The following is a 12,060-nucleotide window of genomic DNA, read 5'->3' on the forward strand; positions in this document are numbered from 1 at the left end:
GGACGAGATCACTCATGGACGTCACGCTCGCGCCCACAGCTCTGCAGACCCTCTGGTTCTGCCTGATCGCCTTCTTCTTCCTCGGGTACTTCGTGCTGGAGGGCTTCGACTTCGGGGTCCAGATGAACGTCGCCACGTTCTGGCGGCGCGGTGCCGGAACCCGGGGCACGATCCTGAAGACCGTCGGCCCCGTGTGGGACGGCAACGAGGTCTGGCTGATCACCGGCGGCGCGCTGATCTTCGCCGCCTTCCCCGAGTGGTACGCCACCCTGTTCTCCGGCTTCTACCTGGCGCTGCTGGCCCTGCTGCTGGTGCTCATCGCCCGCGTGTGCGCTTTCAAATGGCGCGATAAGGCCGACGGTGCCGCGTGGAAGCGTTCGTGGGACCTCGTCCACGTCATCGGCGGTTTCGCGCCCGCGCTGCTGTGGGGCATCGCCTTCGGCAACATCGTCGCAGGCGTCGCGATCGACGCGAACTCGTGGACGACCACCAGCCTGCTGGGCCTGCTGAACCCCTTCGCCCTGCTCGGCGGGCTGGTGTTCGTGCTCCTGTTCTGGTTGCACGGGACCCTGTACCTCGCCCTGAAGGTCGAAGGCCGGCTGCGGGAGGATGCCAACCGCCTCGCCGGGCTCCTGGTGTGGCCGACGATCCTCGCCGCGGCGGTGTTCCTGCTGTGGTTCCAGCTGGCCCACTCGAACACCGCGGTCACCTGGATCTCGCTGGCGCTCGCGGCCGCGGCCCTGCTCGCGGTGGTCCCCCTGAATCGTGCTCGCCGGGAGCGTCTGGCCTTCGCCGCCACGACCACCGCTATCGCGCTGGCCACGATCTCCCTGTTCGCGGGCCTGTTCCCGTATGTCCTGCCCTCCACCGGGGACCCGGCCAACGCCCTGACCGTGGCGAACGCCTCCTCCTCCGCCCACAGCCTCACCGTGATGCTGGTGGCGCTGGCGGTGCTCCTGCCCGTCGTCATCGCCTACACGATCTGGACCTATCGGGTCTTCCGTCATCGCCTCAGCGATGAGGACGGTCCCGCGCCCGGCACGGAGCTGCTCGAGAAGGCCGCCAGGCGCTACCGGGAAGCCTTCGACCAGGATGCCGGCTGAGACGGCGAGGGCAGACATGACTGCGACGGAAGCGACGTCGAGCGAGTCGGCGCCGGCGGGGCCCGCACCGGCTCGGCCTCGCCTCCGCTCGCGCGCTCCCCTGGACCCGCGACTGCTGCGAGAGGTCGCCTCGGCGCGCCGCCATGTGGTCCGCACGGTGGCGCTGGGCCTGGTCCAGTCCGCCTGCGTCATCGTCACGGCGCTGGTGATCGCCCGGCTGGGCGCGCAGCTGCTGAGCGAGGGCAGAGTCCCCCAGCAGGCGCCGGACCTGCTCTGCGTTCTGGTGGCGGCGCTGGCGATACGCGCCGGGGCCGTGCTCGCCCAGCAGCGCACCGCCCACCGGGCCGCCACCGGCGCGATCAGCGAGCTGCGCGGCCGGATCCTCGCCCACGCCGCGCGCCTGGGCCCTCGGGGCGTGGCCGGCCGCGGCGCCGACGTCACAGCGCTGGCCACCACCGGCGTCGAGAAGCTGCGCCCCTACCTCGTCGGATACGTGCCGCAGCTGATGCTCACGGCGACCGTCACGCCGCTGTGCCTGGTCACGGTGGCCGTGCTCGATCCGCTCAGCGCCGTCATCGCCGCGGTGACGCTGCCCCTGGTGCCGATCTTCATGATCCTGGTCGGCAAGCTCACCGTCGGCCGGTCCGAGAAGCTGCTGGCGGACATGCGCTCGCTGTGGAGCCAGCTGCTCGATCTCGTCGACGGGCTGCCCACCCTGCGGGCGCTCGGCCGGGAGCGCGGCCCGGAGAAAGTGGTCCGTGAACTGGGCGAGCGCCACCGCGCCTCGGCGATGGGGGCGCTGCGATACGCGTTCCTGTCCTCGATGGTGCTCGAGCTGCTGGCCACCCTGTGCGTCGCCCTGATCGCAGTGAGCATCGGCATGAGGCTGGTCGCCGGCGACATGGACCTCGCCCCGGCCCTGGCGGTGCTGGTCCTCGCCCCGGAGATCTACCTGCCGCTGCGCAACGTCGGCGCCCAGTACCACGCCTCCACCGACGGGCTCGCCGCGGTCTCCGCCGCCTTCGAGGTCCTCGACGAGCAGTCTCCGCCCGCCGGGGACGTCCCGGCCCCGGATCTGCGCACCGCGACGCTCGCGCTGCGCGGGGTCTCGGTGCGATCGCGCGACGGGTACGCCCCGCACCGCGCCGACGTCGAGGTGCCTCCCGGGCGGGTCCTCGCGATCACGGGCGGCTCGGGGTCGGGCAAGACCACGGCCGTCCACGTCCTGCTGGGGCTGCTGGCTCCCGATGAGGGCCGGGCCGTGGTGATCGCTGCCGACGGGACGGCCACCGACGTGGCGGACCTGGACCGGCGGAGCCTCTGGGACCAGGTGGCTCTCCTCCCCCAGCGTCCTGTGCTGCCGGCCGGGACGCTCCGCTCGGTGCTGGCCTCTGCCCGGCCGGACGCGGCCGATGATGACCTGGACCGGGCGGCCACGGCCACCGGCCTGGACGCCGTGGCCGCCGAGCGCGGCTGGGAGGCGGACCTGGGCCGCGCGGGCCGGGGGATCTCCCTCGGCGAGCGCCAGCGGCTCGCTCTGGCCCGGGCGATGCTCTCCCCCGCCCCGCTGGTGATCCTGGATGAGCCGACGGCCCACCTCGACGGCGCCACCGAGCACGTGGTCCTCGATCTGATCCGCGCCCTGCGCGAGCAGGGCCGCACCGTCGTCGTGATCGCTCATCGTTCACGTCTCGTCGAGCTCGCGGACGATGTGGTCAGTGTGTCGGCCCGGCGGACGGAGCCTCTCCCCGTGGACACCGTCGGAGCAGTAGACCCTGGCGGGGAGGCAGCCCGATGAGCGCCACGCCCCTCCGCCGCGCCGAGCGCATGCTCGAGATCCCCACCGGCCGCCTGCTGGCAGCACTTGCCGCCGCCTGCGCCACCCTGGGGTCGGCCTTCGCCCTCGCCGCCGTCTCCGCCTATCTGATCACGCGGGCGTGGACCATGCCGCCGGTGCTCGATCTGACCGTCGCCGTGGTGATGGTCAGAGCGCTCGGGGTGGCGCGCGGTGTGTTCCGCTGGCTGGAGCGCATGCTCACCCACGACGTCGCCCTGCGAGGCGTCGTCTCCCTGCGCACGAACCTGTTCACCGCGCTCGCCGCCCGCACCGACGACGCACTCACCCGCCTCCGCCGCGGGGACCTGCTCGCACGCCTGGGGGACGACACCCAGGAGCTCGGCGATCACGTCATCACCGCGATCGTGCCCTCTCTGGTGGCGGCGATCATGGCCGTCGTGGTGCTGGCGACGATCACGCCGCTGTCCCCTCTCGCGGGGATCGCGATGCTGCTGGCCCTGGCACTGGCCAGCGTGCTGGCACCGCTGATGGCCTATCGGGCCGCGCTGCTGACCGAGCAGGCCGTTGTCACCACTCGCTCCGGTGTCACCGCCGGTGCGGTGGAGATCCTCGACGATGCCACCTCGCTCCGCCTGGACGGTCGCCTCGGGGCCGCTCTCGAGGAGCTGCGGTCCCGGCAGGAGGAGCACGATGCTGCGATCGACCGGGCCGCTCTGCCCTCGGCCGTCGCCTCGGCCGCGGTACCGCTGGCCATGATCCTCGCGGTGACGGGCTCGCTGCTCGCCGCCGGAGCCGCGTGGACCGACGGCGGAGCCTCCGCCGGTCAGGTCGGCGTGCTCCTGCTGCTGCCGCTGTCCTCCTTCGAGGCGGCCACCGCCCTGCCGGCCGCAGCCTCGCAGTACGCCCGCTCGCGGGCCGCCGCGGCGCGACTCGCCGAACTGACCGACGGCCCGGCGACGCCTGCAGGGACGCCGCCCCGCGACGACCGCCGCGGGTCCGGCTCCGATTCCGACTCCGACGGCGGGCGAGCGCCCGCCGCCGCGCCTGCGCGGTCCGCGCAGTCCGCTGCCTCCGCACAGTCCGCCTTGTCTGCACCGTCCGCACAGGCCACCTCGTCTGCGCCGTCCCTACAGGCCGCGCCTCCCGGTGGGTCCGGACACCTGCGGGCTGTCGGCCTCACTGCCGGATGGACCGCTGACGCTCCCAGAGTCGCTGATCTCGACCTGGATCTGCCGCCGGGGTCTCGTCTGGCGGTGGTCGGCGCCTCCGGCAGCGGCAAGTCGACCCTGCTGGCGACTCTCGCCGGTCTGCTCGATCCGCTGGCGGGCCGCGTCGAACTCGACGGCCGCGACCTCGCGGCGCTGCCCGCCCCCGAGGTGCGCTCCGCGGTCACCATGTTCGCCGAGGACGCGCACGTCTTCGCCACCACGGTGCGGGAGAACCTCCGCGTGGTGCGCGGCGGCCTGGACGACGGGACGGCTCTGGCCGCACTGGACGCCGTCGGCCTCGACGACTGGCTCGCGACCCTCCCCCGCGGCCTGGACACTCCCATCGGGCCGGACGGGACCACCGTCTCCGGCGGCGAGCGGCGCCGGCTGCTGCTCGCCCGCGCGGTGGTCCGCCGCGGCCCGGTGCTGCTCCTGGACGAACCGACCGAGCACCTCGAGACCGCCCGCGGCGACGCACTGCTGCGCGCCCTCCTCGACCCGGCCGACGAGACCCTCGTCCCGGCAAGCAGTACCGTCGTCGTGGTCACCCACCGGATCGAGGCGGTCCCCGCCGCCACGCCGGTGCTCCGGATCGGTGACCACGCCCGGGCCTGCTTCGAGGAGCACCGATGACATCGCCGACCCCGCCATCCCGGCCCGACCGGCCCCGTATGCAGGCTTTGGCGGAGGCCGTGCTCGCCGGCGGCGACACCGAGGATCTGCTGGATCTGCTCGTCCATACCGCCCGTACCGACCTCGGCGCGCGCAGTGCCGCGCTGGCCCTCCCGTGGCAACCGGGAGCGTGGGCCTACGAGATCGTCGACGGCCCGGATGGCGCGGAGCTGCTCGGCCGGCCGCTGGCGCCCGACTCCCCGGAACAGCGCGGCCTCGAGAGTGCGGACGTCGAGGCGCTCGAGAGCATCGCCACGCTGCGCATCGGTGACCAGGAGCGCCCCGCGCTGCTGGCCGCCGTCGATGCCGCCGAGCACGGCATGGGCTACCTCGCCGTACTCCGCGGGGCCCCTTCCGCGGCCTCGCAGGACGTGCCGGACGAGTTCACCCTCGCCGACCGGGAACGGCTGGACGCCCTGGCCGGCCTGCTCGCCCTGACGCTGCGCTGGCCCTCACTGCGCTCCACGGTGGAGATCGACGACGAGCGCAGCCGGATCGCCCGCGATCTGCATGATCTCGCAATCCAGGAACTGTTCGCCGTGGGGATGGAACTGGAGAGCCTGACCGACGCCCTGGCCGCTCCCGGGGAGCCGCCCTCGAACACGCGGATCCGTTCCTCGGTCGCCGCCTCGGTGCACGGGGTCGAGAACGCGGTCGCTCAGATCCGACAGATCGTGCAGTCGCTGCGCCGCGAGCGCCCGGAGGCGACGCTGACCGAACAGCTGCGCCACGAGGTGGGCCTGGCCACCGCCGGTCTCGGCTTCGTCCCCGCGCTGCGCCTGCCACCGCACCCGGCCGAGATGGAGGCCGAGCTGCCCGCTGAGATCGCCGAGGACGTGGTCGCGGTGGTCCGCGAGGGCCTCGCCAATGCCGCCCGCCACGCGCATGCCAGCGCCGTGGCGGTCTCGGTCAGCCTCACCTCCGAGGGTGTGGACCGGGTCGTCCAGGTCAACATCTCGGACAACGGGCGCGGGATCGACCCCTCGGTGCAGCGGCGCAGCGGGCTGGCGAACATGTCCAGCCGCGCGCGTCGGCACTCCGGATGGGTGGACGCCATCAACCTCGAGCCCGGCACGATGATCTCCTGGCGGGTGACGCTGCCGCCGGCGTGATCGGTCCCAGCAGCCGCGACCATGTCTCCAACGGGTGCGGCGACCATGTCTCCAGCCGGTGCGGCGACGTCGCCAGCGGTGTGATTCCGTCGCCAGCAGCCGTCACTGCTTCCAACCGTCACTGCTTCCAACCGGCGCGCCGACGGGCGGCGACCATCGCCGCGACCTGCGTGCGGCGCTGCATGCCCAAGGTCGCGAGGATGACCGTGATGCGGTTCTTGACCGTCTTCTCGGCGATGCCCAGTTCGTCAGCGATCTCTCGGTTGGAGTGACCGTCGCCGATGAGGTCGACGATCCGGCGGTCGGAGTCGGACAGCTGCGGCGTCTCCTCGGCGCGATCGGCCGGCCAGGCCGGCTTCCCCGAACAGATGGTGCGGATCGCCTCGATGATCTCGTGGGATCGGGCGGACTTCAGGATCAGCCCGTCGGCACCGACCGCGCGGGACTCGCGCACCGCGGCGTCGTCGTCGAAGCTGGTCAGCACGAGCATGCGCTGGGCGGGGTCGGCCCGGCGCGCAGCGCGCATGACGTCGATGCCGGTGCCGTCAGGAAGCTGGAGGTCCACCACCAGCACATCGGGCCGGATCGCGGGCAGCCGACGGGCCGCCTCCGCCACGGAGGCGGCCTCACCGACCACGCCGAGGCCGTGACCGGCGTCGATGACGGTGGCGATGCCGCGGCGGACGACCTCGTGATCGTCGACCAGCATCACCCGGATGATGCCCTCCGGCGGCTCGTCCTCCAGGTGCTCACCGCCGGCACTCTCGTCGTCCGATGTCATCTGACCTGGTCCTTCCTCGCCCGGGGCAGGGGACGCTGGCAGCGGGGGCAGTAGAAGCTGCTGCGGGCCTGATGGACGTCGCGACGGATGAGCGTCCCGCATCGCGGGCAGGGCTCCCCATCCTTGCCGTACGCGGCGAGCGACCTCGCGAAGTACCCGCTGCGACCGTCGACGTTGACGTAGAGCGCGTCGAAGCTGGTCCCACCGGCACCCAGTGCCCGTTCCATGACGGCGCCGGCTTCCCGCAGGATCGACAGCGCGCGACGCTGCGTCAGGGCGTTGCCGGGGGTGTCGTAGCGTGTGCGGGCGGCCCACAGGGCCTCGTCGGCGTAGATATTCCCGATGCCGCTGACGACGTCCTGCGCCAGCAGCAGGGATTTCACGGGGGCTCGCCGGGAGCGCAGCGTGCGGGCGATGGCGGGCAGGTCCGCCGCCGGGTCCAGGAGGTCGCGGGCGATGCCGGCCGCGTCGTCGGGGAGCAGCTCGTCGGGGCTGCCGAGGCCGGCGACGGCACCATCGGCAGTCGGCTGCAGAGGGCTGGTCCACAGGCCGCCGAAGATGCGCTGGTCGACCATGTCGATCACGGTGCCGTCATCCAGATGCAGGCTCGCCCGGCGGTGGCGGAGCGGGTCGGGGGCGGGGCCCTCGGACGGCGGCAGGAGGGCGGTCGGTGCCGGGTCGGGGGTGCGCACACGCAGCTGGCCGCTCATGCCGAGGTGGCCCATGAGCGCCTCCCCGGTGTCCTGGCCGTCCGGGTCGGCCAGGCGCCACCACAGGAACTTCCCGCGACGCACCACGGCGGTCAGGCGAGAGCCCACCAGGGCCGCGGCCAGGCGGTCCGCTCCCCCGCTCTGACGGCGGATGATCCGCGGATCGACCACCTCGACCTCGTCGACGACGCGGCCGACGGTGCGGGGTTCGAGGCCGCGACGCACCACTTCGACCTCGGGAAGTTCCGGCACGCCGCTCAGCTCCTCTCAGCCGCTGGGAATGGGGTCAGCCGCGGGGGCGGGTCAGCCGCGAGGTATCAGCGACTCGCCGCGCTCGGCGAGGACCGCGCGCACCGCGTTCTGAGCCGCGGCCAGCTCGGCGTCCTTCTTGGACGCGCCCTCCCCGCTCGCGGAGACGATGCCCTCCACGCTGACCGTGGCCGTGAACACCTTCTCGTGCTCCAGGCCCGTCTCGGTGATCCGGTAGGACGGGGTCACGCCGGTGGCGGCGGCGATCTCCTGCAGCCGGGACTTGAAGTCGTAGCTGGTCTCGAGGAACTCGTCGGACTCCAGCAGAGGCTGCATGAGCTCCAGGACGAACCGGCGGGAGACGTTCTGGCCCAGCACCAGGTGGACCGCACCGATCGCGGCCTCCGTGGTGTCGGCGAGGATGGAGATCTTCGCGCGCCCGCCGGTGAGATCCTCCCCTCGACCCAGCCTCACGTAGGCGCCGAGGTCGAGCTTCGAGGCGATCACCGCGAGCGCCCGGGCACTGACGGTGGCGGCGCGGCGGCGGGCGAGGTCACCCTCGGGCAGCGTCGGATGGGTCGCGTACAGCTGCTCCGTCACCGCGAGCTGCAGCACGGCGTCGCCGAGGAACTCGAGTCGCTCGTTGTGCGGGAGCCCGTCGTGCTCATAGGAATAGGAGCGATGGGTCAGGGCCAGCTCGAACAGTCCCGATTCGCGCAGCTCAGCAGCTTGAGCGGCGTCCAGCGGTAGGGCGTCGAGCAGCCGATCGGCGTCGGCGTGCTCGGTGGCCCGGCGCCTCCGCGCCATCAGCGGCCCTCGCTGCCGGCCGTGCCGCCAGTGGCGTCGGAGCTGTCGGAGCTGTCGGAGCTGTCGGAGCTGTCGGAGCTGTCGGAGCTGTCGGAGCGAGCCGAACCGTCGGAGCCGTCGGAGTCCTCATCGAGGAGGGTCTTCAGCGCGGCCCACCGGTCATCGATGATCTCGTGGCCGTGCTCCGGGTCGTCCTCCATGCGGAAACCGCACTGGGGGCACAGACCGGGGCAGTCCTCGCGGCACAGCGGGCGCTCGTCGGCCTCCATGGCGAGCGCGTCGCGCACCAGCGGGCCGAGGTTGACCTTGTCGCCTTCGAGCAGGACCGAGTCCTCGAGCTCGTCGGCCTTGACCTTCTCGGGGTACATGAACATCTCGTCCAGACGCGCCTCGACGTCCTGGTCGACGGGGTCGAGACAGCGTGAGCACTCGCCCTCGAGGTGGGCGCGGACGGAGCCGTGGGCGTAGATGCCCTCGACGACGGATTCGAGCTCGGCCTCGACAGCGAGGGCGTTGCCCTCGGGGACCTGCATCGCGGCGCCGCCGGCCTCGCGGGCGGGGGCGGCGATGGTGCGCTCGATACGGCGGTGCGCGCCGGGGCGGCCGATGAGGTCGACCGCGTCGAAGCGCAGATCCTCATCGAGCGGCGAGACGGGGACGGTGTCGGAAGACATGGCGTGGCAGTCCTGTTCGTGTCGACGAAGATGAGCGTGGCCGGGAGGACCACTCAGGATACGTCCGCGGCGGCTCGCAGCGCGTCCAGGGACGGTCCCGGGAGCATGTCGGAGACGTCACCCCCGAGGGCGTTGACCTCCCGCACCAGGGACGAGGAGATGTGGGAGTAGGCCGAGTCGGTCAGCAGGAAGACGGTGTCGACACCGGCGAGGTGGTGGTTCATCCGCGCCATCGGCTCCTCGTACGCCAGATCCAGCTGGGAGCGCAGGCCGCGCACCACCGCATCGGCCCCCAGCTCCCGGCAGAAGTCGACCAGGAGCCCTTTGGGCAGGGTGCGGATCTCGACGCTGCCGCTCATCCCGTCGGCCTCCACCGTCTCGGCGATCGCGGTCTTCCGCGCCTCGAGACCGAGGGTCCCGGCCTTGCTGGGATTGTGGGAGACGGCGATGACCACACGGTGGCCGAGGGCGACTGCCCGACGCGTGAGGTCGAGATGTCCCAGCGTGAAGGGATCGAACGAGCCGGGCAGGACGACGGTGCTCATGGCGCCACTCTAGTGCGGCCGGCTCCGGTGCGGCCGGCTCCGGTGCGGCCGGGCCCGGTGCGGCTCGGGACGCCGAGGCGGTTCAGGCCTGCTCGAGACTCACCCGGTGGACACCGTCGTCGTCGATCGCGTCGATGGTCAGTCTCCCGTAGGTCTCGGCGAGCTCGCCGGTGCCCGAGCCGGGGGCGATGACGTACTCGAGGACGGGGTCGCCGCCGGCCATCGTCCCGAGCTGCTGGAGGGTCACGCCGCCCGGCACGCCGTCGAGGGTGCCCTCGAAGATCTCGATGGCGACGTAGCCGGCGTTGCCTGTGCCCGGATCGCCGGCGGTGAGCATGGTGCCGTGGCTGGTGCCCTCGAGTGCGCCGCTCCAGGTCTTGGTGAACTCGAAGCGGCCGGCGGCGGTCGGGATCGGCTCGCCGGGGCGCAGATCGATCGTGAAGGTCGCGCTGAGCGTCGTCATGCTCGCAGTATCGCGCAGCGCTCCCCTCGCGGTCACCCCCTTCGGCGCGCGTAACGGGCCGGCGTCTCGCCTGTGATGGCGCGGAAGTCGCGAATGAAGTGTGGCTGGTCGAACCAGCCGAGATCATGGGCGAGATCGACGACGTCCCGCGGGTCACCGCTGTCGAACGCTGCCACGGCGTCCATCACTCGCGCACGCACCAGCATGCGTTTGGGGCCGAGACCGACGAACCGCTCGAACAGCCGCTGCAACGACCGCGTTCCCATCCCCGCTCGTCGCTCCAGCTCTCCGGTGCCGGTGACCTCCGGGTCGGCGAGCATCTCGAGAACGGCGAGAAACCCGTCGAACCCGGGGTCCTCACGCGGCTCCCGGGCGAGGAGGTAGTCATCAAGCACCTCCGCGGCCTCGGTCGCCGTGGGCTCGAGGACCACGGCGGCGGGATCGACGTCGAACCACTCCGCAGCGGGAACGGTGCGGTCACGCAGGGCCGCCAGATCAGCGGCGCGAAAGGCGGTGGTGCCTCCCAGTCGGAATTTGACACCGATGACACTGCCCGTACCGGTCAGCGTCACATCGAACCGTCCCGCGGCGACCGGGCCGGTGATCCATGCGCCGTCACCGTCCATGCCGCTGCGCTGGACTCCGCCACGTTCGACGGTCAGATTGACCGCCGGTTCGTCGAGCGTCGCCACGTGATGGGATGCGCCGTCCTCGAGCGACCACGTGACAGACCAGTACCGCTCGACCCACCGGCTCAGCCGTTCGTCGGGCGCGGCACTGTCGTACGAGGCACGGGCGAGGAACTCCTCCGGTCGCAGGACATGGCCCACCATGTGCGGCGGTGTCGCGTTCATGCAATCGCCTGCATGCTCCATGGCGGCAGTGTGGCAGCTATGACGACGACTGACACGCCCTCCACGGCCGCCGCGCCCGTCGCCTCCCTGGCGATGATCACGCTCGACGCCGCCGAGACCCAGCCGATCGCGCAGTTCTGGTCCGCCGTCCTCGGCTGGCCGATCGTGCACCTGAGCGAGCAGTACGCGATGCTCACCGGGCCGAGCCACGCCCTCGGCATCGGCGCGATCCCCGACTATCAACGGCCCTCGTGGCCGGACGACGGCCGCAAGCAGTTCCATCTCGATCTCGCCGTCGAGGACCTCGACGCCGCGGCGGCGCGCTGCGTGGAACTCGGTGCGGAGCGTCCCTCCCAGCAGCCGGGCGAGACGTGGATCGTGCTGCGTGACCCCGCTGGCCACGCCTTCTGTCTCACCGACGCGGCTGCCTGGGGCTGACTCCTCGCGCGTGGTGCTCGCGCGAGAGCATCGCCCAGCTCATCCCGTCCAGCCAGCGTCCGCTGCGGTGCAGGGACTCCTCGATGAACACGCCCTCGCAGCGCATGCCGATCTTCTCCATGACGCGGCGCGAGGCGAGGTTGGCGGCGAAGCAGCCGGCCTCGACCCGGCGGAGGCCGAGCCCTTCGAAAGCGAGGTCCAGCAGGGCCGCGGCGAACTCCGTCCCGAGGCCCTGTCCCTGGATGGCGGGGTCGAGCACCCAGCCGACCTCGGCCTGCCGGCCGCGGGCCTGCTCGACCATGTCGGTCTGGGACCACGGGTCCTGACGGTCGATCTTGCCGACGGCGACGATGCCACCGTCGCGCCGGCCCACGAGGCTGATGTCCAGACGGCTCTCCCACCGCTGCCGGTGGTCCTCGAGCGTGGTGCTCAGCGTGGTCGTCCACTCCTGGACCTCGGGCCGCCGGTACCAGGGCCAGATCTCGTCCGCGTCCTCGGGTCGGGCCGGTCGGAGCTCGAGGCGGTCGGTGCGGACGGGCCAGTCGAGGTCGTGGAGAGTCGTGGTCACGCTCAGAGGGTAGCGACCGATGGGTTCCGGGCGGTCCCGCGCTCAGCGGGGGTCGTCGCTTGTGGCGGCTGGTGCCGG

At 72.2% G+C, this 12,060-nt stretch carries 13 protein-coding genes; 5 read left to right on the forward strand and 8 right to left on the reverse strand.

Going from position 1 to position 12,060, the window contains the following annotated elements:
- Positions 1-14 precede the first annotated feature (14 nt).
- The 4 genes from cydB to ACFQRD_RS05640 are packed head-to-tail and all read left to right on the forward strand — an operon-like array spanning position 15 to position 5,893.
- Complete coding sequence (gene cydB / locus ACFQRD_RS05625) at positions 15-1,103, forward strand: cytochrome d ubiquinol oxidase subunit II (protein ID WP_377803556.1); 1,089 nt, start codon at positions 15-17, stop codon at positions 1,101-1,103.
- A gap of 16 nt (positions 1,104-1,119) precedes the next feature.
- Positions 1,120-2,901 (forward strand): thiol reductant ABC exporter subunit CydD, encoded by a 1,782-nt coding sequence (gene cydD, locus ACFQRD_RS05630; protein WP_377803558.1) that lies wholly within the window; start codon positions 1,120-1,122, stop codon positions 2,899-2,901.
- Positions 2,898-4,742 carry an amino acid ABC transporter ATP-binding/permease protein gene (locus ACFQRD_RS05635; RefSeq protein ID WP_377803559.1) on the forward strand — a complete coding sequence of 615 codons (1,845 nt, stop codon included), beginning with the start codon at positions 2,898-2,900 and terminating at the stop codon, positions 4,740-4,742. The genes cydD and ACFQRD_RS05635 overlap by 4 nt, the downstream gene beginning before the upstream one ends.
- Positions 4,739-5,893, forward strand: a complete 1,155-nt coding sequence (locus tag ACFQRD_RS05640) for a sensor histidine kinase (protein WP_377803560.1) — start codon at positions 4,739-4,741, stop codon at positions 5,891-5,893. Before ACFQRD_RS05635 ends, ACFQRD_RS05640 begins: the two co-directional genes overlap by 4 nt.
- Positions 5,894-6,011: 118 nt before the next feature.
- Here ACFQRD_RS05640 and ACFQRD_RS05645 read toward each other — a convergent pair whose 3' ends face one another.
- The 7 genes from ACFQRD_RS05645 to ACFQRD_RS05675 all read right to left on the reverse strand — a co-directional run bounded on the left by ACFQRD_RS05645 (position 6,012) and on the right by ACFQRD_RS05675 (position 10,997).
- Positions 6,012-6,602 carry a response regulator gene (locus tag ACFQRD_RS05645; protein ID WP_377017260.1) on the reverse strand — a complete coding sequence of 197 codons (591 nt, stop codon included), beginning with the start codon at positions 6,600-6,602 and terminating at the stop codon, positions 6,012-6,014.
- A 68-nt stretch (positions 6,603-6,670) separates the two neighbouring features.
- Positions 6,671-7,636 (reverse strand): bifunctional DNA-formamidopyrimidine glycosylase/DNA-(apurinic or apyrimidinic site) lyase, encoded by a 966-nt coding sequence (gene mutM, locus ACFQRD_RS05650; RefSeq protein ID WP_377803561.1) that lies wholly within the window; start codon positions 7,634-7,636, stop codon positions 6,671-6,673.
- A gap of 51 nt (positions 7,637-7,687) precedes the next feature.
- Positions 7,688-8,440: a ribonuclease III gene (rnc, locus tag ACFQRD_RS05655; RefSeq protein ID WP_377803562.1), complete on the reverse strand. Its 753-nt coding sequence runs from the start codon at positions 8,438-8,440 to the stop codon at positions 7,688-7,690.
- A complete protein-coding gene (locus ACFQRD_RS05660; protein ID WP_377803563.1) occupies positions 8,440-9,114 on the reverse strand; it encodes a YceD family protein in 675 nt (224 codons plus the stop codon). Before ACFQRD_RS05660 ends, rnc begins: the two co-directional genes overlap by 1 nt.
- Positions 9,115-9,167: 53 nt before the next feature.
- A complete protein-coding gene (gene coaD, locus ACFQRD_RS05665; protein WP_377803564.1) occupies positions 9,168-9,659 on the reverse strand; it encodes a pantetheine-phosphate adenylyltransferase in 492 nt (163 codons plus the stop codon).
- Between the two features lie 82 nt (positions 9,660-9,741).
- A complete protein-coding gene (locus ACFQRD_RS05670) occupies positions 9,742-10,122 on the reverse strand; it encodes a DUF3224 domain-containing protein (RefSeq protein ID WP_377016496.1) in 381 nt (126 codons plus the stop codon).
- A 32-nt stretch (positions 10,123-10,154) separates the two neighbouring features.
- Positions 10,155-10,997 carry a DUF6597 domain-containing transcriptional factor gene (locus ACFQRD_RS05675; protein WP_377803565.1) on the reverse strand — a complete coding sequence of 281 codons (843 nt, stop codon included), beginning with the start codon at positions 10,995-10,997 and terminating at the stop codon, positions 10,155-10,157.
- Positions 10,998-11,015: 18 nt separating this feature from the next.
- Here ACFQRD_RS05675 and ACFQRD_RS05680 point away from each other — a divergent pair, with 18 nt between their 5' ends.
- A complete protein-coding gene (locus tag ACFQRD_RS05680) occupies positions 11,016-11,414 on the forward strand; it encodes a VOC family protein (protein ID WP_377016494.1) in 399 nt (132 codons plus the stop codon).
- Here the strand turns inward: ACFQRD_RS05680 and ACFQRD_RS05685 are convergent.
- On the reverse strand, positions 11,389-11,982 hold the full coding sequence (locus ACFQRD_RS05685; RefSeq protein WP_377016491.1) for a GNAT family N-acetyltransferase: 594 nt from the start codon (positions 11,980-11,982) through the stop codon (positions 11,389-11,391). The two genes, ACFQRD_RS05680 and ACFQRD_RS05685, sit on opposite strands and share 26 nt — an antisense overlap.
- Positions 11,983-12,060: the final 78 nt, after the last annotated feature.

This window comes from Brachybacterium sp. GCM10030268, assembly GCF_042666305.1.
GTDB lineage: Bacteria > Actinomycetota > Actinomycetes > Actinomycetales > Dermabacteraceae > Brachybacterium.